Below are 26059 nucleotides of genomic sequence, written 5' to 3'. Positions count from 1 at the left end.
ATTAGTTCCAATTTTCATCGAAATCTAAACCATCATAATCTTCTAAATCCATATCGTCTTCAAATTCATCGAAGTCGTCAAGATCCTCCTCTGCTTCGAAGTTTCTTTCAGGAACTTCGGCAGGAATTTGACCGTGAACAAACATTAAATTAGGATAATCTACGCCTTCTACTTCACTAGCAATTTCTCCTAGTTCTACGAAGAATGTCCACATATTGAAGAAATCGTAAACATAGATTAATTTTGTATTTTCACTATTTATAATCGAATCCAAAGCCGTTTCATTCATTAAACTTACAGCTTCCTGACCGTCGCTTAAATCGAATAAAGAAAACTCTTCGCCTTGATTCCACTCGTCGTCACTCTTGTAAAATGACGCCATTTCGGTTCCGTCAAAACCAAAAGCTTGGGTAATAATATTGTGTAAATCTTCTAAGGTGTCTGTTTTACGAAGTTCTAAATCGCGAAATACATCCTCGTCTGTGTCGTTGTCTAAGATTACTCTAAATCTATAAATCATGTTCAAAAATTAAGGGGTAAAGATACTATTTTTATGATTATTTGCTAAAACGATGCAACATAAATGTCATGGCTGCTAATAAGAAAAAGGCACCAACTTGGTGCAATACGCCAAGCCAAACTGGAACGTATAAAAGTAAGGTGAAAACACCTAAAGTAAATTGAAACAATACTAATACTAGTAAAGCATTTATAGCTCTTTTTTGACTAATAGTTAATCGTAGTTTTTTCGATTTAAACCAAAGTAAAACGATTAAGCCAACCACAACGTAAGCTAGCATTCTGTGTACAAATTGAATACCGCTCGGATTTTCAATCAAATTTTTATAAAAAGGTTCTAATACATATACAGTAGGATGCATAAATTTACCTTCATTCATTAATGGCCAATGGTTATGTAGTAAACCAGCTTTTAACCCTGCAATAAAAGCCCCGTAAATAATTTGAATTAATAATACGATATAAGTTACGATGATGAGGTTTCTGTACTTAGAATTAACCCATTTTTTGTTTGGATAAATTAAATCCAAAGCGACCCAAAGTGTTGCTGCGAAAGTTAAAAAGGCTGCTGTTAAATGCGCTGCCAATCTAAAATGACTGACATCTGGCATATCTACCAATCCGCTTTTTACCATATACCAACCTAAAAATCCTTGAAAACCACCTAAACAAAGTAATACAATACTTTTTTTGATTGTTGATTTTGTAAGCTGTTTTGTGATTAGAAAGTATACAAACGGGAAGAAAAAGACCAATCCTATAACGCGCCCAATTAAGCGATGGAACCATTCCCAAAAGTAAATACTTTTAAAATCGTCTATAGTAAAGTGAGAGTTGTAATGTTTAAATTCAGGATGTTTTTGGTACAAGTCGAAGGCTTCCTGCCATTGTAAATCTCCAATAGGAGGAATTGTTCCTGTAAGAAGTTTGTAATTAGAAATTGAAAGTCCAGAATCTGTAAGGCGCGTAATTCCACCTACAATAACCATGATAAATATTAAAAAACACCCACTGAACAACCAGTAAATTACGCTTTTATTATCTTTTGTTTTCATCTCTTTTTAAGTTTCAGAGTTACTGTGATTTTATGCTTTTAATAATCAAACTAGATGGCATACGTCCAATTTTATTGGAATTTTCATATAGTTTTTAAAAAGTTTCAAGCTTTAAAAAGTCTAAATTTTATGCACTTTTAATATGAGTTATTTATTGATTTTTATTCTGTAATTCTGCACTTTGCTACTTTGTTGCTGTCAAACCCAACTTTTTTCCAGCTTTTAGCATTAATTGAAAAGCAGCTTCGTATTCATTTGGAATGTCTCCTTCAAGAATAGCTTCTTTAATCACATCTTTAATCTGGCCAATTTCTTTTGAAGGTTTTAAACTGAATGTTGCCATAATCTCTTCACCGGAAATTGGTGGTTGAAAATTACGCACGTGATCACGCGCTTCAACTTCAACGATCTTATCTCTTACGATTTTAAAATTGTTGTGATATTTTTTGAATTTCTTCGGATTTTTAGTTGTGATGTCTGCTTCGCATAACGTCATTAAATCTTCGACAGTATCTCCGGCATCGAATACCAATCGTCTAACGGCAGAATCTGTTACAATATCTTGGGCTAGAACAATAGGACGGGAGCTCATAAATACCATTTTCTGAACAAATTTCATTTTTTCATTCAAAGGCAGTTTTAAACGCTTGAACAAATGGTAGGTCATTTTTGATCCTTCATATTCATGGCCGTGGAACGTCCAACCTACTTTTTTGCTAAATCGTTTTGTTGGTGCTTTTCCAATATCGTGTAATAAAGCAGCCCAACGTAACCAAAGATTATCGGTATGTTCAGAAATATTGTCTACAACTTCTAATGTATGATAAAAATTGTCTTTATGGCGTTGGCCTTCAACTTCATCAATACCTTTTAAAGCCGTTAATTCGGGTAAAATATAATTAAGAAGTCCTGTTTTTTCTAAAAGTAAAAAGCCTATAGAAGGGACTTTACTTTCTAGAATTTTATTCAGTTCTACTATAATCCGTTCTTTTGTAATTATTTCTAAACGCTCGCTATTTCTAGTAATCGCATCTAAAGATTTGGCTTCAATGACAAAGTCTAATTGCGATGCGAATCTTACAGCACGCATCATACGTAATGGATCGTCGCTATATGTAATATCTGGATTAAGAGGCGTGCGGATAATCTTATCTTCTAAATCTTGAATACCATTAAACGGATCTAAAAGATTACCGAAACGTTCTTCATCTAAGTCTAAAGCCAATGCATTTATAGTGAAATCTCGACGGTTTTGATCGTCTTCTAGTGTTCCATTTTCTACAACAGGGTTTCTACTGTCTTCGTTATAGGATTCTTTTCGAGCACCTACAAATTCAATTTCAATTCCATTGTAACGCAACATGGCGGTACCATAGGTTTTAAAAACTTGAACTCTAGGTTTATTGGGTAAGTTTTTTGCGACTTGTCTAGCTAAGTTAATACCACTGCCAATGGCAACGACATCTATATCTTTTACACTGCCACGATTTAAAATAAAATCGCGAACAAATCCGCCAATAACATAACTGTCTAGTTCTAATTCTTTTGCAGATTTAGAAATGATTTTAAATATTGGGTTCTGTAGTGCTTCTTTGTAATTCATTTATGAAATTCCAATTTTTGGGCATTACATTTTAACCTGATATGGCGTGAAATTTAATGCTCAAAATTTGAGAGGTTACTCTCGTATAACTTTCACAACACCACTATTACTTAATTTAATAATAGACGATGGTTTTGTGTTCTTTTTTTCGTGGTGCAAATTTACGACATAGTCCACACCTTTTAAAATCTCGGGAGCAATTTCTTTAAATGATTTTGGTGTAAAGTAGCCACTTATATTTGCTGAGGTTGAGACAATAGCACCGTTTAGTTTTCGAGTGAGTTGAAAACAAAATTCGTCGTCAGGAATTCTAATGGCTATGGTATTATCATCAGCAATTAAATTTGGAGCCAAATTCTGTGGCTCATCGTAAATAATGGTAGTAGGCGATTCGTGTATATCGAATAAACTAAAGGCAGCTTCCGGGATCTTTTTTACGTATTTTTTCAGCATCCTGTCATCTGCAACCAAACAAATTAGAGCTTTACTATCGTTACGTTGCTTTAGTTTAAAAATTCTGTCTACAGCCTCGGCATTAGTTGCATCGCAACCTATTCCCCAAACGGTATCTGTAGGGTAGAGTATAAGTCCGCCGTCCTTTAATACCTTTAAAGCGTTGTTGATTTCTTTTTGCATGAGAGTTTAAATAATTAAAACAGTTTTTGCAAATTTAATATTAATCTCGGGACATTCTTGAAGTAATTATGGAATAGGATTATTTATTTTTTAATTCAGTTTAGAAATCTGTAGATGTACAAAATATAGTTTTTTGTATAAGATGATTTTACCCATATGAATTAGACATCTCTATAGTTCATTTCTGAAATTATGAAGATTATGCACTGTGAAGTAATTAGTGCCTTTGTAATCGAAATATCTAATATTTACAGTCATATCAAGTTTTGTTCTTAATTAGATGTTGCTAAAAACGTCTTCATTTTTATGGAGATCGCTGGTAGGAGAATAGATTTCTGATATTTGAATTTAGTATTGCCATTATAAATGTTGTAATTTTGCCATATAATTTAAGTGACTTAAAGAGGAAACTTAATTTTAATTAATAGGATTTAAAAAATGAAAGAGAAAAAAGTATTTAATGAATCATTTTATGCAGATCAGGGTATAATAAATGGATTTATAAAGAATTTTTCTAACCAAGGAGAAGAGCGGGTTCATCAAGATCGAAATACGATTAAGGTGTTTCCTTTAAACGAAAGCTTAATTAATATTAAATCTTTTAAAGTTCCGAATCTCATCAATCAAATTGCTTATAAGTTTTTTAGAAAAAGTAAGGCGCAACGTTCTTTCGAGTATGCAAATATACTTATTAAAAAAGATGTAGGTACTCCTGAACCTGTTGGTTATTATGAGTTTACAACACCCTTTTCTTTTAAAAATAGCTTCTATATAAGTGAACAATTAGAAAGTGAATTGACGTATCGCGAATTATGTCGCGATTTAAATTATCCCGATCATGAAGCTATTCTTCGTGGATTTACACGTTTTACATTCGATTTGCATGAGAAACAAATTAACTTTTTAGACCATTCGCCAGGAAATACTTTAATTAAAAAAATAGGAGAGGACTACCAGTATTACTTAGTCGATTTAAATAGAATGGAATTTGGTCCTATGGATTTTGAAACACGAATGAAGAATTTTGGAAGGCTAACGACTCATAAATCTATGATACAAGTAATGAGCGATGAGTATGCAAAATGTTCAGGAGAATCTGTTGAGAAAATCTACACATCTATGCAGAGTTATACCGATACTTTTCAAGAACGTTTTCATAGAAAGAAACGACTGAAAAAGAAATTAAAATTCTGGAAGCAGTAATCGTTTAGTCAATCTGATATTCTCTTTTTCAAAAATAGTTGTATTTAGAATGTGGTTTTTCTATTCTTTTATTGGTGAAATAAGGTCGAGCGTAAGAAATCAGATTCTAAATAGTAAACAATGTATTAACTTTTAACTGTAAAACCCTAATTGTCTTTTAAGTCTTCTTCGGTAATATTTATACTTTGATAGAAATTTGTTTTTTGAACTTAAAAATGTCCAATGGGATTGTTTTTGAAAATCGAGACGAATTGATTTCTCTGTAGACTCGGCAAGGGTAAATCGACTAAAAAAGCCATCTAAGTCTACCTCGTCATAACCTGTAAATTCATTAACCTTATTTTCTGTATGAATGATAGAACACCAAATACGATGCTCTTTAATTTGGATTAAGTTTTTTTCCTTTTTCCAATTTCCATGAGTTTTACTCCAGACAGTCTTTGGATTATCGTTCTTTTCGATTAAAGATATAAACGGATTAAATTGATGTAATTTTTTTCCTAAACGGTAAGGTTTTGAGGTGTTTAGCGTATATCCGTTAATGAAATCTATAGCGAGGAATGGCGTATCTATAAATTGTTGCTGAATAATATCGATGTAATTGGTACTAACAGAATCATCATTATCTAACCTAGATGTAATCACGTAATCAGCATCACAAGCTGTAACATAATTTTGGATCTCAGGTAAATAAGCATCCATCCCATCTATAAAAAAAGGTTTAAAATTAGGGAGTTTGGTTTCAATATCAGCAATAATCGCCCTAAATTCTGGTTTAGTAGAGGTATCAAAAAATACTAACCATTCAAAATTTTTGTTAGTTTGATTGGATAAACTAGATAAGCAAAAATCATTAAATAACTTAAATCTGTTATGGTGCCATTCATCTGTAAGTACTTCCACGTTGTTTTTATTGGTCACCCAATCCTTCTTTTTTAAATTAAAACGTGTAATTACAAAATGCTTGAACATAACTTTTTTGTGTAAAAATAAAATAATAAATGTATTAAAATCGGTAAAATTTTAGGGATGCTTAAGACCTTCCTTTTCGCAATAACCAAAGTTTTACATAGCGCATAAAAATAACATAACCTTGGATGTAGCCAATAGTTAACCCAACAACACCATCTCTAAATCCACCTTGAATAATATAGTGTTTAAAAAAGCCCCAAAAAGGTTTTAAAACAAAATGATAAGGGGTGAGTTTCCCTGTTTTTTTATCGTAATCTTTCGCTTGCCAAGAGGCATAACGGTTCATTTTTTCGATATACTTATTAAACGTAATATAAGTGTTGTGGTATAACTTGTTTTTTAAACGTCCTACATTACCATTGGTTTTAATTTCGGCATGAACATGCTTGTCTTGGTAAATGCAATAATCCCGTTTAAATAGCCGAATTACGCTATCGTTTCTCCAGCCACTATAATGTACGCGTTCACCCATAAAATGATTCATTCTACCAATCCAATACGCCACAACATCAGGTTCTGGTTGTTTTAGAATGTCTAAAATTTCTGCTTGTAATTCGGGCGTAACACGTTCGTCTGCATCCACTAATAAAATCCATTCATTCTTGGCTTGCGGAATAGCCCAGTTTTTTTGTGAAGCCGAATATTGATATTCTCTACGGATTACCTTCGTCGCTAAAGTAAGTGCTTTTTCGTAGGTGCCATCTGTGCTGAAACTATCTACAACTAATATTTCATCTGCGAATTTAACAGATTCAATTACGGCATCAATATTGTGTATTTCGTTACCCGTTGGGATAATTGCAGTAAGTTTGGTCATGAAATTTTATAAGATGCTAAAATAATACTTTTGAAGTAAATAAAACGGTTATACTACATAGTTATTGCGACTAGTTTGATGGCGTTTATTTTTGTATTAGTACTTTAACTATAAGTTATTTACCCGTGTTATGGGATGCGTATGGCTAAAATTCAAACTAAATAAATGCCATGCTTTATAATTAAATCATGGTTTTTAAATACTTTTACAACTTCAAAGTGACGTTCGATATTATATTAATATTCCTGTGCTATTTATATTTGCAGAATAGTTGATAGTGAAATTCCGACCATTAAAAAATAAATTATGAGTTTACCTAAAATAACAGTAATCATTGCGACATACAATAAGACGGATTGGTTAGAGAAAGTACTTTATGGATATAGTGTACAGACTTATAAGGATTTTGATATAATTATAGCGGATGATGGTTCTACGGGTGAAACCAAAATGCTTATCGACAGCTTTAAGTCTAATTATCCAGTAAACATAACTCATGCTTGGCACGAAGACGAAGGATATAGACGTCAGAAAATTTTGAATGAAGCTATTGTTATGGCTAAAAACGAATATATTTTATTTACAGATGGGGATTGTATTCCGCGAGAAGATTTTGTAGAAACACATGCAAACCATGCAGAACAAGGGTATTTCTTGTCTGGAGGATATTGTAAATTAAATATGGAATTAAGCGAAACAATTTCTGAAACAGATATTAAATCTCATAATTGTTTCGACGTAAAATGGCTAAAATCTAAAGGAGAGTTAGGCAGTAAGAATACAATGAAATTATCTGTTAAGGATGGATTGGCAAATTTTTTAGATGTGGTTACACCTACAGGAGCAACATTTAATAACTGTAATTCGTCTGCTTGGAAATCTGATTTAATTGCGATTAACGGATATGACGAACGTATGCAATATGGTGGTCCAGATAGAGAATTAGGAGAACGTTTGGTAAACTTTGGCATGAAGACTAAACAAATTAGATATAAAGCAATTTGTTTACATTTAGATCATGCAAGAGGTTATAAAACACAAGAATCTTTAGATCGAAACTTAGCCATTAGAGCTAAAGTTAAAGCAGAGAATTTAAAGTGGACTGAATTCGGAATTAAGAAAGATTAATGTAATCCTTTTAAAAATTTATCTAAATCATTCTCAAAATAGGTTAACTTAAAGTCTAAGTATAATGCGGATGCTTTAGATTTTAATTTTTTAGGGTGATCAATATTGAGATAGGCTTTTGGAAGATAATCTTTAAGGTGAACAGAAACATGTTTTTGTCCATCGTCGAACATATTCCAAGCCTCCTTTTTTATCCAAGGAGAGAATATTGTAAATGTCGGTATATTTAATGCTTTTGCCATATTAATGGCACCACCTTCATTACCTATTAAGGCATTACAATGTGACGTAATAGCTAAGAAATCCCTTAAATTCTTTCCGAAAACACTAAAATAAATATGTTTTTTAGTGGACTCAGAACATAAATTTAAGATGGCTTTGGCCTCTGATTCTTGTTTGGGGATGTAATTAAATAATATTTGACATTCAGGTTCAGCCAAAACAATTTGGTCAATCACCTTAGCCATATATTCAAACGGATATGTTTTGTTGTTGCTACTTCCCAAAACACCGATCATAACTAATGGTTTTTTCAAATCTATGTGGTTAGATTCTAAAAACTGTTTAGCATTATTCTTTTCTATTTCTGTAAGATATATCTTTGGTTGTACAATTTTTAAAGGATCTATGTCTAAAGGTTTTAAAAGTTGTAAACGATTTTCAATGGCTAACCCAGCATTAGTATTGGCTGTCAATTTGTTTTTAAAGGTGTGATTGTAAATTAAGGATTTTCGACCTTTATCAATAGATATTTTAGTTTTAGCATGAGATAAGAAAGTGATGACTTTACTCGATATTTTAGAATACACATCGATAACAATATCAAACTTTTCTTGACTTAAATACTTTGCAAATTTATAGAGCTCAAATTTGCTTTTTTCATGTTCTGGAGTAAAAAAATGAAAGTAATCTATAAAAGGATTGTGTTCAACCACAGGGAATGTATGAGAATTAATCACATAATGTAATTCTGCATTGGGATATTTATCTTTTAGGGCTTCAAACATAATACTTGTCGCCAAAACATCACCAATCATTTTCTGCTGAATGATTAAAACTTTCAAATTATAGCTGTGATTTGAGTTAAAAAAGTAGACCTCGATATATCTCTTTTTTGAAAATTATCGAGGTCTAAAAATAAATTATATTATTTATACAGCAACGTTGTTTTCACGAAGTGCATCATTTAAAGATGTTTTCTTATCTGTACTTTCTTTACGTTTTCCGATAATTAAAGCACAAGGTACTTGAAACTCTCCAGCAGGGAATTTTTTAGTGTAACTACCAGGAATAACAACAGAACGCGCAGGAACTCTACCTTTAGTTTCTACAGGAGTATCTCCAGTAACATCAATAATTTTAGTACTCATTGTTAATACAACATTTGCACCTAATACAGCTTCAGTTTCAACGTGAACACCTTCAACCACGATACAACGCGAACCTACAAAAACATTATCTTCAATAATAACCGGAGCAGCTTGTAATGGTTCTAATACACCACCAATACCAACACCACCAGAAAGGTGAACGTTTTTACCAATTTGTGCACAACTACCAACAGTCGCCCAAGTGTCTACCATAGTTCCTTCGTCTACATAAGCACCAATATTTACATAACTTGGCATTAAAATAACACCTGAAGAAATGTAAGCACCATGGCGTGCAACAGCATGAGGTACAACACGAATTCCTTTTTCTGCATAACCAGTTTTTAATGGAATTTTATCGTGGAATTCTAAAGGCCCACATTCAATAGTTTCCATTTTCTGGATAGGGAAATAAAGCACAACACCTTTCTTTACCCATTCGTTTACTTGCCATCCGTTTTCTGTTGGTTCTGCAACACGTAATTCTCCAGAATCTAAAAGAGAAACTACTTTTCTAATCGCTTCAATAGTCTTAGTTTCCGATAATAAAGCTCTGTTTTCCCAAGCTTCTTCTATGATAGATTGTAATGCTTTCATTCTAAATTTTTATATTTTTTCAAATATACTTTTATAATTCATCACCTTAAAACGGAAATCATAAAAAATATCTAATTCTTTATCAGCGTAATCTATATTAATATGTACATGAAACAGTAACTTTGTAAAAAAATTAAGATGGCGAGAATTTTAGCAATAGATTTTGGAAAGGTAAGAACAGGATTAGCGATAACCGATGAGCTTCAGATTATAGCTTCTGGACTTACAACGGTTAATACTAAAGAGTTAATTCCGTTTTTAAAAGACTATGTCGCTAAAGAGAATGTAGAGCTTTTTGTGGTTGGAGAACCAAAACAAATGGATGCTACAGCATCGGAAAGTGAAGCTTTAATTATTCCATTTCTTCAAAAATTAACGAAAGCAATTCCTCTAATACCTGTAACTCGTGTAGACGAACGTTTTACGTCTAAAATGGCTTTTCAGACCATGATTGATGGCGGTTTAAAAAAGAAGCAGCGAAAAAACAAAGCATTAGTAGACGAAATTAGTGCGACTTTAATATTACAGAGTTATTTATACTCAAAGTAAAATCTTTTTTTTCCAGTAAATTTCTCCTGTTTTAGCTATTTGTCGAGTATAAAAAGGACTTTGACTAAGTTTTTTTATAAAACTAAAGTTAGCATCTATATTCGATTCAAATTAGTTAATGCTATGAACTATAATAAGTTGTTGTTTTTTATAATTGTATTGGGCTTTAGCTCTATGTCTATGTCGCTTAAGGCGCAAAATGTCGATGTTAAAGAAAAAAATCAAATTGATTTTACTGAAATAATAGATAAAACACCTGTTCTTTTGGAAACGCTTATGCCAAATGAACTTAAACCTCTAAAAATGGCTAACAGGCATTTGGATTTAATTAAAGCTACAGTAAGGGCTAAAATTAAATGCACTTCAGATTTATTCATTATTGTAAATAATAAAGAGGCTTGTTAAAAGCTAAATTCTTCATAAAATTTTAAACTCCTGACTAAAGGAGTTTTTTTATTATAGGCTATTAACGGTAAGAATTGTATTTTTGCATTTCAATTTTTACAACGCACAAAAATGATATTACCAATAGTCGCATATGGCGATCCCGTATTAAAAAAAGTTGGACAGGATATAGATCCAGATTATCCGAAATTAAATGAACTTTTGGATAATATGTTCGAAACCATGTATAATGCATTTGGAGTAGGACTTGCAGCTCCGCAAATAGGTTTGCCAATTCGTTTATTTGTTATAGATACAACGCCTTTTTCGGAAGACGAGGATTTATCTGAAGACGAACAAAAAGCATTAAACGGATTTAAAAAAGTATTTATTAATGCCCAAATTACTGTTGAAGAAGGTGACGAGTGGGCATTTAATGAAGGCTGTTTAAGTATTCCTGACGTTCGTGAAGATGTATTTAGAAAACCTAAAGTAACTATTGAATATCAAGATGAAAACTTTAAATCTCATGTAGAAACTTACGAAGGTCTTGTGGCTAGAGTTATTCAACATGAATACGACCATATTGACGGAATTTTATTTACAGAAAAATTATCGACGTTAAAGAAGCGTTTAATTAAAGGACGTTTAGAAAACATCTCTAAGGGGAAAATAAATGTAGAATATAAAATGAGATTCCCGAAACAAAAAAAGAAACGATAAAATTTGTAATACCCATACAAACACAAGATATTTACCATCTTTTTAAAAATTAATTTATGACTTTAGATAAAGTATTAGCTATTTCAGGAAAACCAGGATTATATAAGTTAATCATGCAAACGCGTAACGGATTTATCGCAGAATCTTTATTAGATAACAAAAGATTGTCTGTAACGATGAGCCATAATGTTAGCGTGTTAAGCGAAATTGCCATTTATACACTAACAGAAGAAGTACCTTTAAAAGTCGTGCTTCAAACTATTGCAACACAAGAAAACAACGGACCTTCAGCTATTAGTCATAAGGACAGTAAAGATAAGTTAGAAGAGTATTTCTTTGGAATTTTACCAGAATACGACGAAGATCGCGTATATCCAAGCGATATTAAAAAAGTAATTCAGTGGTATAACTTACTTCAAAAAAATGATTTATTAGATTTCGAAACAGAATCTGAAGAATTAGAAAGTGAAGAAGCAAACGAAGAAGTTGTTTCAGAAAAAGAATAAATTCCCACCTCATACAAACATATTAAAGTCCGGCCTAGAGTCGGACTTTTGTTTTTATTACCTTTATGCTAATTAATAATTCATCATTTCTATTACACATATCTTATGAACACACGTGCCCAACAACTTGAATCTTTCGATAGATTATTAACCATCATGGACGAATTACGCGAGCAATGTCCGTGGGATAAAAAGCAAACGATGGAAACATTAAGGCATTTAACCATAGAAGAAACTTACGAACTTGGCGATGCAATTCTAGATAACGATTTACTGGAAATTAAAAAGGAATTGGGAGATGTGTTGCTTCATATCGTGTTTTATTCTAAAATAGGAAGTGAAACTAACGATTTTGATATTGCCGATGTTTGTAATAGTATCTGCGATAAATTGGTAAGTAGACATCCGCATATATATGGAGATGTTAAAGTTGAGAATGAAGAAGATGTTAAACGAAATTGGGAAAATTTAAAACTAAAAGAAGGAAATAAAAGTGTCTTACAAGGCGTTCCAAATAGTTTACCAGCGTTGGTAAAAGCTAGCCGTATTCAGGAAAAGGTCGCTGGTGTAGGTTTTGATTGGGAAGAGCCACAACAAGTTTGGGAGAAGGTCGAAGAAGAGTTGCAAGAATTTAAAGATGAAATAGCTGCCGGAAATCAGGATGCAATGGAAGACGAGTTTGGTGATGTGCTATTTTCTCTTGTGAATTACGCTAGATTTTTAAAAATTAATCCAGAAAATGCGTTAGAGCGAACCAATAAAAAATTTAAAAAACGATTTGAATATTTAGAAATTAAAGCCAACCATTTAAATAAATCTTTGGCAGATATGACGCTTGCCGAAATGGATGTGTTTTGGGAAGAAGCAAAAAAACTCTAAGCTTTTGGCAGGAGCTCGTAGTCCAAGGCGGTGTTTTATGCGTATATACTTATATGAATGACAAGATTCTTCATAGATTAAGATTAATAGCATAATCCTTATAATTAAAACGATGTCATTCTATTTAAGTTATTTCTATATAGGTTAAGGAATAACTGTTAGTTTAGTTAGTAACTCAATCCTACTTGATTTTTATATCAGGTAGGATTGCGTTTTTTATAGGGTAATGTCTATTCTGCTTTTTTCTCTTTAGGTTTAATTATCATTCTAAAAGATTGATCTTTATTAATGTAGTATCCCATCCAGTCGTAAAAGGCACGCATTCTATTTCTAAAACTTACTAAGGACATAATATGAACAAAAATCCATACACACCAAGCGATAAATCCTTTTAAGAAGAATTTTTGGTTTGGTCCATCGGTCACGGCTTTATTACTTCCAATAATAGCCATAGAACCTTTGTCTGAATAATTAAAGGCCTCCCAAGAATTAGATTTTAAATTTTTACCTAAATTTTTTGCTTGTTGAATGGCTACTTGTGCCAATTGTGGATGTCCGTTTGGATAGTCTTTATCTCCAATTATGATGGCGGTATCTCCTAATGCATAAATATTAGTATAGCCTTCTACTAAATTATGACTATTTGTTTTTAAACGTTTTCCTCTACCATAATTGTCCTCCTTAAAACCGTCAAAAGTTCTAGCCGAAATACCTGCAGCCCAAATTAAGTTTCGAGAATTAATCTCTGTACCGTCGGAAAGTGAAACAACATCGTCTTTAAAATCTTTTACAAAGGTGTTTAGTTTAATAATTACGCCATACTCTTGTAGCTTTTCGTAAGTGTAATTTTGAGTCCTTTTAGACATCGCAGCAAGTACAGCGTCTTGTCCGTCTATTAAATAAATGTTTCCTAGATCTTCCTTGTTTAGCTCTGGGTAATCTTTTTCTAAAATATGTAATCGCATTTCAGAAAATAAACCTGAAAGTTCTACTCCTGTAGGGCCTGCACCAGCAATAACAAAAGATAATAGTTTTCCTCTTTTTTTAGGATCAGTTATTCTTGTTGCGCGCTCAAGACGTGTAAAAATTAAATTACGTAACGCAAGTGAATCAGAAATAGTTTTCATTGGCAAACTAAGTTCTTCAATATTCTTATTACCAAAGAAATTTGTTTCTGCACCAGAAGCCATGATTAAAATATCGTAATGCAATTCACCATTACTTAATATAATTTTATTCTCTTCAGGAATGACTCTTTGCAATTCACCCATTCTAAATTTTACATTTTCATGTTTTCTTAAAATTTTTCTGAAAGGGTAACTAATTGCAGAGGGTTCCATAAAACCTGCAGCAACTTGATATAATAAAGGCGGGAAAAAATTGTAGTTATTTAAGTCGACTAGAATAACATTAAATTGGTGTGCATGCTTCATCTGATTAATAAATTCTAAGCCTGCAAAACCACCACCAATAACTATAATTGTTTTCTTATTTTCCATAGTAATAAGGTTTGATTTGGATGTATTTACGCCAAAGATAATGTGGTTTTTTCTAATAATACAGTAACTAAGAGATTAGATTTTTCGCAATCGTTTTCGAATGAAAACTTATCTTTATAAGTAAGTATTTACTTTATTTTTAACTTCAAAACATAAAAAAAGCCATTCAAAGTAAATTTGAATGGCCTTAAATTAATTGCATTTTTTATATTTAGTATAATGCTTTTATTTTGCTAAGTTTTGTTTTCCAAAGTATTAAAGAATCTTTGTGTCTTGCAATATTAGCATGTACTTCCTTAACCAAAGGATTGTCTGCTTTTACATTTGTAAAAAACTGTAAGTTGTTTTCTAACTGATTGATTTCAGCTTTAACTTCGTCAATCTTTTTACGAATAAACAAACGTTCGTTGTCTAAATGTCTTGAATCGTCTGCATTGCTAAGCTCGTCTAATTTGTTTTCAAACTTAATTAGTTCTGCTTCGTTCTTACTCACTTTTACTTGCTTGAAAAGATCGTCTAATGCTTTATTGAATTTACCTTCAATAAAACGTTTGTTGCTTGGTACACGACCAATAGCTTTCCAAGCAGCAATTTGTGTTTTAATAAGTTCTAAATCGCTTTCTTTTTCTGCTGTAAATTCTAACGTTTTTAAACGGTCTAACAATTCAGATTTAGCTTTAAATGCTGCAACTTCAACTTCGTTTTCTGCGTTCTTCTGAGAATGCATTTTGTCGAAATACGCATTACAAGCCGCTTTAAACTGCTTCCAAATTTTATCGCTATCCTTACGTGGCACATGACCGATTTTTTTCCAATCGTTTTGTATGCGTTTCATAAGTGGGGTAGTCGTTTCAGTGTCCGTACTATCCTTATGTTCTTCAGCAATTTTAATTAAGTCTAATTTTTTCTGAAGATTGTCAAATTGTTCTTTCTTTAGATCCTTATAGAACACATTCTTTTTACGATTAAAAGATCTAACAGCTTCCTTAAATTTGGCCCAAGTTGATTCGTTTACCTTTAAAGGCACTTTTCCTGCACTAAAAAACGATTCTCTTAATTGTTCTATTTCTTTAATTTTTGCTTGCCACCCATTGTGCGATTTTGCAGCTTCGGCAGTTAAGCTTTCTATTTTTTCAATGATTAAAGTCTTCTTTTCAAGATTTACTTCGTAGACTTTATCTAACTCGTCATAATAGGCTTGACGTTTATTATGTATAATTTTTGTCGCCGCTTTAAAACGATTCCAAATTTCCTCACGGTATTCTTTAGAGACAGGACCTAACTCTTCCTTCCACATTTTATGAAGTACTTGTAATTCTCTAAACGAACGATTGGTGTCGTCGTCTTGAGCTAATTCTTCAGCACGTTCAATGATTTTTAGTTTTAAATCGAGATTATGTTTGAAATCTAAATCTCTTAAATCACGATTTAAGTGCAGAAAATCGTAGAATATTTCGACATGGTGGTGATAACTATTCCAAGCATTATTGTATTTATCTCTTGGAATCGGACCAGCCGTACGCCATTGTTCTTGTAAATCTTTAAAATGCTTATATGTGGTATTAATGTTTTCTTCAACACCAATTAAGCTTTTAATATCTTCGATAATACGAAGTCTATTTTCAAGATTTCCTTTTAAATTTGTTTCAATTTTTTTGTAATGCTGATGTAATTGACCTTTGTAATCTTTATAAGCATCCTTAAAACGTTTTTGAACAGGGCTAGAGTAGTAGAAGTCTATTTCGTTCCCGCCATCGTTTAAAAATTCTTCTTTCTTTTCGTCGATTAACGTATTAAATTTAGAATTAAATTCGTTCTTAATACCATCTACATGTTCTTTAATCGCTTGTGCTTTTTCTGTAGAAACCAAATTTTCGAGCTCGATAACTAAGGCTTCTAACGACATGGTGTCGTATTCTTTAAACGGAATCGTGTGACGCTCGTTGTTGCCTTCATCTTCAGCATCTTCGGCGTTTGAAGCTTCTATTTCTTCAAATACTACATCTTCATTATTAGGATCAACTTCTGGTGTTGGCGTTGTTTCTGCTTGAGATGTTTCTTCGGTAGTTGTTGCTATCGGTTTTTGTTCTTCGTTTCCGTCTACAGGTTGTAGGTTATCTTGCTCTGACATTTAAAAAATGTTTTGGTTCATTATTATAAGTCTCTAAAGATACTAACAACTCGCATAAATACAAAGTGTTGTATAATTTTAATGAGACCGTTTGTTTGTATTATAAATTCCAGATTTTCCAAGCTTTTTCTGCTTGAAAAACGAGCATTTTTAATCCGTTTAAGGTCGTTGCTTTTTGCTCACGCCCTTTCCTTAAAAATGTGGTTTCGCTTGGATTGTAAATTAAATCGAAAAGTAAATGTTCGTCTGTAAGTGCTTGGTATGGTATGTTCGGACAATCGTCTACATTTGGAAATGTACCGACAGGAGAACAATTAATAATTAATTTATACGTATCCATCACTTCAGAAGTTAACGCGTCATAACTAATGGTCTGATCGTTTTTAGGTGATCTTGAGACGTATTTAAATTTTATCTTCAATTTTTTTAAAGCAAAAGCAATGGCTTTACTTGCGCCACCTGTTCCTAAAATTAACGCATGATCGTGATATGATTTTAAATAAGGTTCGATCGATTTTTTAAAACCATAATAATCAGTATTGCTCCCAACTAATTTGCCTTTTTTAGTGACTTTAATCGTATTCACTGCTCCAATCTTTTTAGCTTTCTTATCTAATTTGTCTAAAAATGGAATCACCTGTTCTTTATAAGGAATCGTAACATTTAATCCTTTTACTTCTGGGTGATTTGTAAATATTGAAGGAAATTCTGAAATATCGTCTAAATCAAAATTCTGATATGTAGTGTCTGTAATTTTTAAATCTTCAAACTTTTGTTTGAAATATGAATTGGAAAACGAATATGAAATCTGTTTTCCAACTAGTCCTAATTTATTCATGATTGGTTCGTGTTTTTTCGCCGTAAATTTCTAACATTAATACAATGCCAATTCCTACTATAATTAGGGCGATCGCAATTAATGTTTCCGAATTTAAATCCGGAATATAGCGTATATAATTGGTAACAACTTTCGATCCGGTAGAATCTAAAGCGACTTCACCAGATTCTAATGTTTTATAAATGGTTTGTTTCCATGGCCAAACAACGCCTAAAGAGCCTACAATAAATCCTATAATAGAGGCCATTGTAATACTTTTATAATGTTTTAAAATATAACTTAAAAGATGAGAAAATGTAACTAGGCCAGCAAAAGATCCTAGTGTAAAAATAGCCAATACTTTTAATAATCGAATGCGAGCGAGGTTTGCCGTGAAACTAAAATCCCAACGAATAATATCTGCTACTGTATCGTATAATGCGTTTACCGAATCGACTAATAATAGTACATAATTACCGAGTAGAATTAAAATAAAAGAACCAGAGAAACCAGGTAGTGTCATCCCGGAAACACTAATAATACCACAGAAAAAAACAAACCATAGATTGTCGTTTTCCTTCGCGGGATCTAAAAAACTAATGCTAATACCTAAAGCTGTTCCTATTAATAGGGCAATTATTGTTCTGTAATTCCAATCTTCAAAATCTTTACTAATGTAATAGATCGAACCTACAATCATGCCGAAAAACACACTCCAAACGAAAAGCTCGTAATGTTGAATTAGGAAATCTAATATTTTAGAAATACTGAAATAGCTAATAATCATTCCTGAGAACAATAGACTTAAGAATTTACCATTTATATATTGATAAAGAATTCTAAATCTACCGTTAATAAGAAGTTTAAAAGCTTTTCCGTTAAATTTTTGAAGTGAGTATATAAACTCTTCATAAAAGCCAGAAACAAAAGCGACAACACCACCAGAAATCCCAGGAACCTTATTAGCGGCTCCCATACCTAATCCTTTTAGGACTAAGAAAATTTTATCGGATAATGTTCTCGTGCTTTCCATTAGCTCTTTTTATTTCCTATTTTTTCTAAAATAAAGATAGTTAAAAATCCAAAAACCATAAGTGCAATTGCAGGCATTACATGAGAATCTATTTGATTCATTTCTGAATATATTGAAGGCATAGTACTATTCTCTGCAACCGTTTTATAGGCATCGGTGATTTGCGATTGTTTTTCGAAAATGGAAAGTGTTCCTAAATTCGATACGTCGGAAAAAGGAATGATGTTACCAGTCTCTTTATCTATAACTGTAGCCGTTAATTTCCAAGGCCAAACTTTGTTTAAAGAACCAAAAATAAACCCTGTTAAGACGGCTAATGTGGTATTGTGATAATTCTTAAATAACCACTTTAATAGATGACTAAAACTTAATAATCCAATCAGTGCGCCACCTGCGAATAATGCAATTTTCTTGAAATCGAAATCATGAAAAGCATCGCTTAACGTTTTGTATGCACCCAAAATCACAAGTATAAACGAACCTGATATTCCTGGTAATATCATTGCGCATATTGCAATTGCTCCTGCGAAAAATAAGAACCAAGGACTGCCGTTACTATTTAAAGAGGGTAGAGTAGTGATGTAAAAAGCCAAAGCAGCGCCAACGACTAAACTAATAATTGTACTTAAATTCCATCGATTTATTTGTTTTCCAACAAAGAAGATACTTGCGATGATTAAGCCGAAAAAGAAAGACCAAATTAAAACAGGGTGATGTTCTAATAAGTATTTCGCAACACGCATAAAAGAGACAAAACTCACAATGATACCTGAAAGTAATGCGATTAGGAAGTTTCCGTTTAATTGTTTCCAAAACGAAGATAAACCTTCTGTTTTCAAGGTTTTAAATAGAGATAGGTTTATACCACTAATGGTCGCTATTAGCTCTTCGTAAATTCCAGAAATAAAGGCTATTGTTCCTCCGGAAACCCCAGGAACTGCATCTGCAGCACCCATTGCCATTCCTTTAAGTGAAATTATAAGATAGTCTTTTAATTGTCGTTGCATTTTCAGGTTTTAAAATAGAAACCCAAAGGTATGAATTTTACCTAGATAGCCTGAACTAATCTTTTGCTTTAAGTGCTTTTTTTACAAGCTTAGATTTGTACGTTTCAGGAAAAAGCTCTTCAATAATAAATACATATTCCGGATTATAATGTAAGCCGTTTTTTAAATGAAAAGATGCTTTTTCAACTTCATTCCCTTTAAAATATAAACCCGCTAATCTGTATTCTATTTCTGCATTTTCAGGATAGAATTCTGCCGCTTGTAAAAGGTTGTAGATGGCCGCTTCAGGTTCTCCTATTTTTATTAAAATATCGCAACGTGATAACCAGGTGTTTAATTCGTAATTACCTAATTCAATTGCTTTTTTATACCCTTCTTCAGCTTCTTCTAAAAAGTTTAAACGGTGATTTATTTGTGCATATAGTTTCCAATATTTTACATTTTCACCATCAATATGAATCGCTTTGTTTATATAATACAATGCTTTTTGAAAATTCTTTTGTTTATTGTAGAACCTCGTAATCGCGATCCAACCTTTATCCAATAAAGGATCTTCGTGAACGGTTTTGTAAAAATATTTAACGGCTAAATCTTTTTTACCTAATTTCTCATAACAATGTCCAATACGTAACAATGCAAAAGACGTAGGGTCTTCTAAAGATAAAGAGGTTGTATAACTTTCAATGGCATCTTCGAAACGTTTTAATTTTTCAAGAACTTTCCCCTTCTCAATATAAGCGCCAACAAAAGTATCGTCGGAAATGATTGCGAAATCGTAAGCTGCAATTGCTTTTTTGTATTTCTTTAAAGAAAAATATTGTTTACCAAGTTGATGCCAACCGACTTCACTATATGGATTTTTATCTAAATACATATTAAGGTATTCAATAGCTTCTTCATATTGCTCCATGAATTCGAAACAATAAATCATATTGTATAATGCAGAATAATCATCAAGATCTTCTTCTAAACATTTTATAAAACTATCTTTTGCCTCTTCAAATTTATCCAGGAATAAATATTCCATACCCATTAATGAATACAAATCGGCAGTTTCTTCAGATAAATTAATTGCTTTTTTTAAGACATCAATCGCTTGTTCATGCAGATCTCTTTTAGATAAGATGTTTGCTTTCTGAATATAAATTTCTTCATTTTGAGGCTCTAACGTATACAAATCATTTAGCATCGTATCTGCTTGCTCCAATTTGTTTTCGAAAACAAAAACTTCAATTTTAAACAATTTTAAATTGGTAGAGGATGGATGTTGGTCTAGGCCTAATTTAATAGCTTTTTTTGCTAAAGTTATTTTACCTAAATCTAAATAATAATGAATGATATTCTCGAACTCTTCTGAATCAAAAAACAAAACATGATTTGTTTTGAGCATAGATTCAAACTTAGTTAAAGATAATTCGTTGTTGTTAGGACTGAACTCCATAGGCAGCTATATATGGTTTCTTATACCATTAAATGTAATGACCAAATTTACGCATTATTGAAAAACGATATGAATCTTTTCAACAAAGTAATCAACAGTAATAAATAGTAAAAACGTTATGTTGATTCAAAGTACTGATCTTTATGTGTTTATGTTGTTTAGGATGTTGATAATAATCTCGCAACCTTCCTTTATTTCTGCATTAGAAATAGTTAATGGTGGTGTAATTCGAATTGCTTTGGGTTCGAAAAGTAACCAAAACGCTATTAATCCTTTATTCTGCGCCTCTAAAATGACTTGATTGGTAATTTCGGCACTTGGAGTTAAAGCGGCAAGCATTAAACCTTTTCCTCGGATTTCTGTGATTAATGGGTGTTGTAATAAGTGTCTAATGAGTTGTTCTTTTTCTAAAGCTTCAGCCATCAAATTACTTTCTGTAACTTCTTTTAATGTCGCTAAAGCGGCGGCGGCAATTACGGGGTGCCCACCAAAGGTTGTGATATGCCCCATTTTAGGATCTTCTTTTAAGTGTGCCATGAGTTTCGTTGAGGCTGTAAATGCTCCAATTGGCATCCCTCCTCCTAAACCTTTTCCAGTAACTAAAATATCTGGGGTACAATTATAATTTTCGAATCCAAAAAGTTTTCCCGTTCTTCCTATTCCTGGCTGAATTTCATCTAAAATTAGTAGTGCGCCAACAGCTTCACATTTTGCTTTTACTTTGGTTAAATACCCGTTTTGTGGTTCTATAAATCCCGCGCCACCTTGTATAGTTTCTAAAATTACTGCGGCTGTTTTGATCGTAATCTCTTCTAGTTCCTCTTCATTATTAAAGGTAATAAATTTAGCTCCAGGAACTAAAGGTCTATAAGCTTGTTTGCGTTCTTCAAAATCCATAAGACTCATTGATCCCATAGTATTTCCATGGTACGCTCGTTTTGCTCCAATAATTTCACTTCGGCCTGTGGCACGTTTTGCTAATTTTAAAGCACCTTCAATCGCTTCTGTTCCTGAGTTTACCAGATAAGTTTGTTCTAAAGGTTCTGGAGTGTGACTTGCAAAAAACTGAGCCAATTCTACAGCAGGCTTCTGAATATATTCCCCATAAACCATAACATGCATATATTTATCTAACTGATCTTTTATGGCATTTATAACTTTAGGGTGACTATGACCTAAACTACAGGCCGATACACCTGCAACAAAATCTAAATACGCTTTATTATTAGTATCATAAATATAAGATCCCTTTGCATGTGAAATTTCCATGGCTAAAGGAAAAGGTGATGTCTGAGCTTGATATTTGAAAAATGCGTCTTTCATATATTAAGGTGTTTTTTTAGGACTAACAGGTTGATTCTCCAAAGTTTTTAAAGTTGTATTTAGATTCGGAATGGAATCCTGAGTAGGCAAATGTCGTGATGCTTTAGACGGATTTTGAACGTTTTTAGATTTATTACTTTCTTCTGCACTTTCCGCACGATCGATTAATGCTTCATCGAAAAACTCGTCTTGTGGGATATAAGGTTCTAGTCCTTTTATAACAGGAAGATCTAATGGTGGATCGTCCTTAAATAGATCCTCGACACTTAACGGACGCTCTTCTTCACGCCAATCGAAACCTCTTAGTTTTTTTGCGTTAGCAGGGTATTTAGATTCCGGATATAAGGCTCCGTCTACTTCCGTGTTTTTTCGTAACTCGTTAATTTCATTACCTTCAAAAAACATTGAAATACTTGCCGATTTAGACTTTTCAATCCCAATTAACTCTTGTTTTTCGTTTCTCGCATAGTAAATGGATTCTGCATTTCTGATAATATCGACTTGTCGTAGTTGATTTTCCTCATTGAACAAACCATATAATTTCTGTCCAGAAATCTGATTGAAACCAGGACCAACGGTATCTTTACTAATAATAAATGCATTGTCGAAAACGATAAGTGAATCTAGTTTTTCTTCTTTTGCATTCGATTTTATATGGATGGTATCTCCCGTCATTTGACTACCGATATTCCAAATAATTGGGCGGCGTTTGACCGCAAAATTGTCTTTCGATGATAACCTAGAAAGGTTGATAAGTTGTGTTAAACCAGAAGATTGGTCTACATGTATAGAATCGGCTTTCCCACTCATGTCAGATTTATACATCTTAACATTCCTAAAGGCCCTAGTTATTCTATGATCTGGTGCTCCCGTAACCATTAGGGTGTCTCCGTGAATGTAAAGTGAATCTTTTTCTTGAACAGAAATTGCTAAGGCACGCTTGGTGATAAAAACAGAATCTTTTGCTCTAAATACTTCTGCGTAATGCCCTTTAATAACACTGTTATTTAAAGTGTCGATTACCGTAATATTATTGGTTGCTGAAGCAAAACTATCATTTCTGTTAAAATATAAACTGTCACCTTTAATCGTTCGATTGTCGTAATCTATTCGAGAATTTTTTATAAAATACCCAATATCGTTTGTGGTATCATAAAAACCACGTTCACAATATATTTTAGAAGTTTTGCCCGTAATCGTGCTGGGACCGTACATATAAGCCAGTGCATTTTCGGTGTAGTAATCTAACTGTTCTGTTTCAAGTACGTATTCTGGATTTACTAGCTTAACGTCTTTTACAAATTGATATTTTTTTATATCCATATAATATCGACCAATTCGACTTGTAATAGTCCCCGAAGAATCTCTTACTACTGTACCACCAGATTTATAAAAGGCTTGTTGTTTTTCTCGGTCAAAGTATAACGTATCTGTTTTTAATACAGAACTTGGTTCTGTTAATACAACATCGCCACTAGCAAATGCTAATTTTGTTTTACCACTATACTCCACATATTTGGCATCCATATTTATGGTGTCGCCTTGCTTCATTTTTACATGACCATAAGCTTCTATAAAATCTTCTTTTCCGTAATGTATCGCTTGGTCACACCACATATTTATCCCTTCGTGTATAATGTGAATCTGACCAGAATCGTCACGGGTTAATACTTTCGCATCGGGATATTTAACTTCGTCGTAAGATAGAAATCCTGAATATTCAATTTCAATTCGTTTTTGTTGTTGCGCATATAGTTGCGTGCACGATATGAAAAGAATTAATACGGATATATAGCGTAGTTGGGCTGTTTTCAAATTAAAATATTTAAGACAAAAATAAGGATAATTATATTGTATAATTGTTTGTATAACAAAAAACGCTCCAAATTAGTATGGAGCGTTGATTAACTTATTCTATACTGTTTCTTTAAATATGTTTACTGAAGGTTTTTTGTTAGGTGTTCTTTGGTAAGTGTATTTTGAGTCTAATGATATGTATTATGAGCTGTCGTTTCTTTTTGACGGGGAGAATTGCAAATAAAAAGACCTGCTTAATAGATTTAAGCAGGTCTTTAAAAAGGTATGATATGTGTTTTTACTATTTATCTGAAAATAGTTTCTTTTCTATCTGGACCTACAGAAACAACAGTAATAGGCGTTTCTAAGGCTTTTTCTAAAAATACGATATATTCGTTTAATGCTTGTGGAAGTTCAGAGTCGTTAGACATCTTAGTTAAATCTTCACTCCAACCATTAAATTCTGTATAGATTGGTTCAACGTTTTCTGGTTCGATATTGTAAGGGAAATGTTCGATAACTTCACCTTTATATTTATACGCAGTACAGATTTGTAATTTTTCGAAACCAGATAATACATCTGCTTTCATCATCATTAATTGTGTAACTCCGTTAACTTGACATGCATATTTTAAAGCCACAAGATCTAACCAACCACAACGACGTGCACGTCCTGTTGTTGCTCCGAATTCGTGTCCTACTTTAGCCATAGTCGCACCATCTTCGTCGAATAATTCGGTAGGGAATGGTCCAGAACCTACACGTGTAGTGTATGCTTTGAAAATTCCGAAAACCTCACCAATCTGATTTGGTGCTACACCTAAACCTGTACATGCTCCAGCAGCAGTTGTGTTACTAGATGTTACGAAAGGATACGTTCCGAAATCGATATCTAATAAAGAACCTTGAGCACCTTCGGCAAGAATTGTTCTTCCTAATTTTTGTGCTTGGTACACATACTCTTCAGAATCGATGAATTTTAAAGATTTTAAAACTTTTACAGCTTCAAAAAATTCAGTTTCAAGTTCTGCTAAATCGTATTGAATTTCAACGTTGTAAAATCCAATCATAGCCTCGTGCTTATCTGCAAGAGCTCTATAACGTTCTTTCCAATCGCTTAATTCTAGATCTCCAACACGCATACCGTTACGCCCAGTTTTGTCCATGTAAGTTGGACCAATACCTTTTAAAGTAGAACCAATTTTGGCTTTACCTTTAGAAGCTTCACTAGCGGCATCTAATAAACGGTGTGTTGGTAATATAATATGTGCTTTACGAGAAATAAGAAGTGATTTTCTGTAATCTACATCTTGTTCCTCAAGCTTATCTAATTCTTTTTTGAAAATTACTGGGTCAATAACAACACCATTACCTACTAAGTTCATAGCCTCGTCGTGGAAAATTCCAGAAGGAATGGTATGTAAAACATGTTTTTTGCCGTTAAAAACTAAAGTGTGTCCTGCATTTGGACCACCTTGAAAACGTGCAATGATATTGTATTTAGAAGTAAGTACATCGACAATTTTTCCCTTGCCTTCGTCACCCCATTGTAACCCTAGTAGTAAGTCTACTGCCATTATAAAAGTATATTATTTGGTTGTTGTTTTTCTGTTGCCATAAAAATATAGCGAATGATTTTTAATTTCAATGTCAAAAACCTCTTCAATAGTTTTTTTTATGGATTGAATACGTGGATCGCAAAATTCGATAACTTCACCGGTATCTGTAAGGATAACGTGATCGTGTTGTTTATCGAAATACGATTTTTCGTAATGTGCTTGATTTTGACCAAACTGATGTTTTCTAACTAAGCTGCAACCTAAAAGAAGCTCTATAGTATTGTAAAGCGTAGCACGACTAACACGATATTTCTTGTTTTTCATATTAAGATATAGAGATTCTATATCGAAATGAACTTCACTATCGTAAATTTCTTGAAGTATAGCATAACGTTCGGGCGTTTTACGGTGACCGTTATCTTCTAGAAATTTCGTGAAGACATTCTTTACAATGTCCTGATTTTTTGTATCTGATTTTAAACTCATAATTTCAACGACAAATTTACGTATA

General features: G+C 32.7%; 25 protein-coding genes. 7 read left to right on the top strand and 18 right to left on the bottom strand.

Translation table 11 applies throughout. The annotated features are described in order from the left end of the window. Position 1: 1 nt before the first annotated feature. The 4 genes from ACFFVB_RS07995 to ACFFVB_RS07980 form a co-directional block, all read right to left on the bottom strand. Positions 2-520 (bottom strand): IS1096 element passenger TnpR family protein, encoded by a 519-nt coding sequence (locus tag ACFFVB_RS07995; protein WP_382382189.1) that lies wholly within the window; start codon positions 518-520, stop codon positions 2-4. 37 nt (positions 521-557) lie between these two features. Next, the gene (locus ACFFVB_RS07990) at positions 558-1574 is read right to left on the bottom strand and encodes a COX15/CtaA family protein (RefSeq protein ID WP_382382188.1); all 1017 of its coding nucleotides are present in this window, start codon (positions 1572-1574) and stop codon (positions 558-560) included. A gap of 184 nt (positions 1575-1758) precedes the next feature. Next, a complete protein-coding gene (locus ACFFVB_RS07985; protein WP_382382187.1) occupies positions 1759-3177 on the bottom strand; it encodes a CCA tRNA nucleotidyltransferase in 1419 nt (472 codons plus the stop codon). A gap of 75 nt (positions 3178-3252) precedes the next feature. Beyond that, a complete protein-coding gene (locus tag ACFFVB_RS07980; RefSeq protein ID WP_382382186.1) occupies positions 3253-3813 on the bottom strand; it encodes an L-threonylcarbamoyladenylate synthase in 561 nt (186 codons plus the stop codon). A gap of 438 nt (positions 3814-4251) precedes the next feature. On the opposite strand from ACFFVB_RS07980, the gene ACFFVB_RS07975 reads away from it, so the two are divergent. Further along, the gene (locus ACFFVB_RS07975) at positions 4252-5016 is read left to right on the top strand and encodes a Kdo domain containing protein (RefSeq protein ID WP_382382185.1); all 765 of its coding nucleotides are present in this window, start codon (positions 4252-4254) and stop codon (positions 5014-5016) included. 132 nt (positions 5017-5148) lie between these two features. Here ACFFVB_RS07975 and ACFFVB_RS07970 read toward each other — a convergent pair whose 3' ends face one another. Both ACFFVB_RS07970 and ACFFVB_RS07965 read right to left on the bottom strand, forming a co-directional pair. Further along, positions 5149-5988, bottom strand: coding sequence for a glycosyltransferase (locus tag ACFFVB_RS07970; protein WP_382382184.1), 840 nt, complete (start codon positions 5986-5988; stop codon positions 5149-5151). Between the two features lie 61 nt (positions 5989-6049). Further along, positions 6050-6805 (bottom strand): glycosyltransferase family 2 protein, encoded by a 756-nt coding sequence (locus tag ACFFVB_RS07965; RefSeq protein WP_382382183.1) that lies wholly within the window; start codon positions 6803-6805, stop codon positions 6050-6052. Between the two features lie 306 nt (positions 6806-7111). Here ACFFVB_RS07965 and ACFFVB_RS07960 point away from each other — a divergent pair, with 306 nt between their 5' ends. Beyond that, positions 7112-7933: a glycosyltransferase family 2 protein gene (locus ACFFVB_RS07960; RefSeq protein ID WP_382382182.1), complete on the top strand. Its 822-nt coding sequence runs from the start codon at positions 7112-7114 to the stop codon at positions 7931-7933. Here the strand turns inward: ACFFVB_RS07960 and ACFFVB_RS07955 are convergent. Continuing rightward, positions 7930-8997, bottom strand: a complete 1068-nt coding sequence (locus ACFFVB_RS07955) for a glycosyltransferase family 9 protein (protein ID WP_382382181.1) — start codon at positions 8995-8997, stop codon at positions 7930-7932. The two genes, ACFFVB_RS07960 and ACFFVB_RS07955, sit on opposite strands and share 4 nt — an antisense overlap. A gap of 87 nt (positions 8998-9084) precedes the next feature. Then, positions 9085-9900 carry a 2,3,4,5-tetrahydropyridine-2,6-dicarboxylate N-succinyltransferase gene (locus ACFFVB_RS07950; RefSeq protein WP_382382180.1) on the bottom strand — a complete coding sequence of 272 codons (816 nt, stop codon included), beginning with the start codon at positions 9898-9900 and terminating at the stop codon, positions 9085-9087. A 138-nt stretch (positions 9901-10038) separates the two neighbouring features. On the opposite strand from ACFFVB_RS07950, the gene ruvX reads away from it, so the two are divergent. From ruvX to mazG, 5 genes are all read left to right on the top strand, one after another. After that, on the top strand, positions 10039-10449 hold the full coding sequence (ruvX, locus tag ACFFVB_RS07945; protein ID WP_382382179.1) for a Holliday junction resolvase RuvX: 411 nt from the start codon (positions 10039-10041) through the stop codon (positions 10447-10449). A gap of 123 nt (positions 10450-10572) precedes the next feature. Then, the gene (locus ACFFVB_RS07940; RefSeq protein WP_382382178.1) at positions 10573-10854 is read left to right on the top strand and encodes a hypothetical protein; all 282 of its coding nucleotides are present in this window, start codon (positions 10573-10575) and stop codon (positions 10852-10854) included. 111 nt (positions 10855-10965) lie between these two features. Continuing rightward, positions 10966-11556, top strand: coding sequence for a peptide deformylase (gene def / locus ACFFVB_RS07935; RefSeq protein WP_382382177.1), 591 nt, complete (start codon positions 10966-10968; stop codon positions 11554-11556). A 56-nt stretch (positions 11557-11612) separates the two neighbouring features. After that, a complete protein-coding gene (locus ACFFVB_RS07930; RefSeq protein ID WP_382382176.1) occupies positions 11613-12062 on the top strand; it encodes a DUF5606 family protein in 450 nt (149 codons plus the stop codon). Positions 12063-12167: 105 nt separating this feature from the next. Next, positions 12168-12941, top strand: a complete 774-nt coding sequence (gene mazG / locus ACFFVB_RS07925) for a nucleoside triphosphate pyrophosphohydrolase (RefSeq protein ID WP_382382175.1) — start codon at positions 12168-12170, stop codon at positions 12939-12941. A 230-nt stretch (positions 12942-13171) separates the two neighbouring features. Here the strand turns inward: mazG and ACFFVB_RS07920 are convergent, their stop codons facing one another. From ACFFVB_RS07920 to ACFFVB_RS07875, 10 genes are all read right to left on the bottom strand, one after another. After that, entirely contained in the window at positions 13172-14440 is a 1269-nt protein-coding gene (locus ACFFVB_RS07920; RefSeq protein ID WP_382382174.1) for an NAD(P)/FAD-dependent oxidoreductase, read from the bottom strand. 211 nt (positions 14441-14651) lie between these two features. After that, the gene (locus ACFFVB_RS07915; RefSeq protein ID WP_382382173.1) at positions 14652-16571 is read right to left on the bottom strand and encodes a DUF349 domain-containing protein; all 1920 of its coding nucleotides are present in this window, start codon (positions 16569-16571) and stop codon (positions 14652-14654) included. A gap of 100 nt (positions 16572-16671) precedes the next feature. Continuing rightward, the gene (locus ACFFVB_RS07910) at positions 16672-17409 is read right to left on the bottom strand and encodes a shikimate dehydrogenase family protein (protein ID WP_382382172.1); all 738 of its coding nucleotides are present in this window, start codon (positions 17407-17409) and stop codon (positions 16672-16674) included. After that, the gene (locus tag ACFFVB_RS07905) at positions 17402-18421 is read right to left on the bottom strand and encodes a DUF368 domain-containing protein (RefSeq protein ID WP_382382171.1); all 1020 of its coding nucleotides are present in this window, start codon (positions 18419-18421) and stop codon (positions 17402-17404) included. Before ACFFVB_RS07905 ends, ACFFVB_RS07910 begins: the two co-directional genes overlap by 8 nt. Beyond that, a complete protein-coding gene (locus ACFFVB_RS07900) occupies positions 18421-19428 on the bottom strand; it encodes a DUF368 domain-containing protein (RefSeq protein WP_382382170.1) in 1008 nt (335 codons plus the stop codon). The genes ACFFVB_RS07905 and ACFFVB_RS07900 overlap by 1 nt, the downstream gene beginning before the upstream one ends. A gap of 55 nt (positions 19429-19483) precedes the next feature. Then, positions 19484-20869 (bottom strand): tetratricopeptide repeat protein, encoded by a 1386-nt coding sequence (locus ACFFVB_RS07895; RefSeq protein ID WP_382382169.1) that lies wholly within the window; start codon positions 20867-20869, stop codon positions 19484-19486. Between the two features lie 141 nt (positions 20870-21010). Beyond that, positions 21011-22192, bottom strand: coding sequence for an aspartate aminotransferase family protein (locus ACFFVB_RS07890; protein WP_382382168.1), 1182 nt, complete (start codon positions 22190-22192; stop codon positions 21011-21013). Between the two features lie 3 nt (positions 22193-22195). Beyond that, on the bottom strand, positions 22196-24007 hold the full coding sequence (locus ACFFVB_RS07885; protein WP_382382167.1) for an OstA-like protein: 1812 nt from the start codon (positions 24005-24007) through the stop codon (positions 22196-22198). A 287-nt stretch (positions 24008-24294) separates the two neighbouring features. Further along, positions 24295-25566, bottom strand: coding sequence for an adenylosuccinate synthase (locus tag ACFFVB_RS07880; RefSeq protein WP_382382166.1), 1272 nt, complete (start codon positions 25564-25566; stop codon positions 24295-24297). Between the two features lie 12 nt (positions 25567-25578). Further along, positions 25579-26034: a Fur family transcriptional regulator gene (locus ACFFVB_RS07875; protein WP_382382165.1), complete on the bottom strand. Its 456-nt coding sequence runs from the start codon at positions 26032-26034 to the stop codon at positions 25579-25581. Positions 26035-26059 lie beyond the last annotated feature (25 nt).

Source organism: Formosa undariae (genome assembly GCF_042427615.1).
Lineage (GTDB): Bacteria > Bacteroidota > Bacteroidia > Flavobacteriales > Flavobacteriaceae > Formosa > Formosa undariae.
The sequence above is the reverse complement of the archived record's forward strand: the minus strand, read 5'-3'. Positions and strand labels throughout refer to the sequence as shown.

Excerpts from the sequence above, each read along its gene's own strand:
- ACFFVB_RS07915 (WP_382382173.1), bottom strand. The coding sequence starts at position 16,571 with ATGTCAGAGCAAGATAACCTACAACCTGTAGACGGAAACGAAGAACAA.
- ruvX (WP_382382179.1), top strand. The coding sequence starts at position 10,039 with ATGGCGAGAATTTTAGCAATAGATTTTGGAAAGGTAAGAACAGGATTA.
- ACFFVB_RS07960 (WP_382382182.1), top strand. The coding sequence starts at position 7,112 with ATGAGTTTACCTAAAATAACAGTAATCATTGCGACATACAATAAGACG.
- ACFFVB_RS07990 (WP_382382188.1), bottom strand. The coding sequence starts at position 1,574 with ATGAAAACAAAAGATAATAAAAGCGTAATTTACTGGTTGTTCAGTGGG.
- ACFFVB_RS07985 (WP_382382187.1), bottom strand. The coding sequence starts at position 3,177 with ATGAATTACAAAGAAGCACTACAGAACCCAATATTTAAAATCATTTCT.
- ACFFVB_RS07920 (WP_382382174.1), bottom strand. The coding sequence starts at position 14,440 with ATGGAAAATAAGAAAACAATTATAGTTATTGGTGGTGGTTTTGCAGGC.
- mazG (WP_382382175.1), top strand. The coding sequence starts at position 12,168 with ATGAACACACGTGCCCAACAACTTGAATCTTTCGATAGATTATTAACC.
- ACFFVB_RS07900 (WP_382382170.1), bottom strand. The coding sequence starts at position 19,428 with ATGCAACGACAATTAAAAGACTATCTTATAATTTCACTTAAAGGAATG.
- ACFFVB_RS07965 (WP_382382183.1), bottom strand. The coding sequence starts at position 6,805 with ATGACCAAACTTACTGCAATTATCCCAACGGGTAACGAAATACACAAT.
- ACFFVB_RS07930 (WP_382382176.1), top strand. The coding sequence starts at position 11,613 with ATGACTTTAGATAAAGTATTAGCTATTTCAGGAAAACCAGGATTATAT.
- ACFFVB_RS07995 (WP_382382189.1), bottom strand. The coding sequence starts at position 520 with ATGATTTATAGATTTAGAGTAATCTTAGACAACGACACAGACGAGGAT.
- ACFFVB_RS07940 (WP_382382178.1), top strand. The coding sequence starts at position 10,573 with ATGAACTATAATAAGTTGTTGTTTTTTATAATTGTATTGGGCTTTAGC.
- def (WP_382382177.1), top strand. The coding sequence starts at position 10,966 with ATGATATTACCAATAGTCGCATATGGCGATCCCGTATTAAAAAAAGTT.
- ACFFVB_RS07980 (WP_382382186.1), bottom strand. The coding sequence starts at position 3,813 with ATGCAAAAAGAAATCAACAACGCTTTAAAGGTATTAAAGGACGGCGGA.
- ACFFVB_RS07905 (WP_382382171.1), bottom strand. The coding sequence starts at position 18,421 with ATGGAAAGCACGAGAACATTATCCGATAAAATTTTCTTAGTCCTAAAA.
- ACFFVB_RS07970 (WP_382382184.1), bottom strand. The coding sequence starts at position 5,988 with ATGTTCAAGCATTTTGTAATTACACGTTTTAATTTAAAAAAGAAGGAT.
- ACFFVB_RS07880 (WP_382382166.1), bottom strand. The coding sequence starts at position 25,566 with ATGGCAGTAGACTTACTACTAGGGTTACAATGGGGTGACGAAGGCAAG.
- ACFFVB_RS07895 (WP_382382169.1), bottom strand. The coding sequence starts at position 20,869 with ATGGAGTTCAGTCCTAACAACAACGAATTATCTTTAACTAAGTTTGAA.
- ACFFVB_RS07910 (WP_382382172.1), bottom strand. The coding sequence starts at position 17,409 with ATGAATAAATTAGGACTAGTTGGAAAACAGATTTCATATTCGTTTTCC.
- ACFFVB_RS07890 (WP_382382168.1), bottom strand. The coding sequence starts at position 22,192 with ATGAAAGACGCATTTTTCAAATATCAAGCTCAGACATCACCTTTTCCT.
- ACFFVB_RS07875 (WP_382382165.1), bottom strand. The coding sequence starts at position 26,034 with ATGAGTTTAAAATCAGATACAAAAAATCAGGACATTGTAAAGAATGTC.
- ACFFVB_RS07975 (WP_382382185.1), top strand. The coding sequence starts at position 4,252 with ATGAAAGAGAAAAAAGTATTTAATGAATCATTTTATGCAGATCAGGGT.
- ACFFVB_RS07950 (WP_382382180.1), bottom strand. The coding sequence starts at position 9,900 with ATGAAAGCATTACAATCTATCATAGAAGAAGCTTGGGAAAACAGAGCT.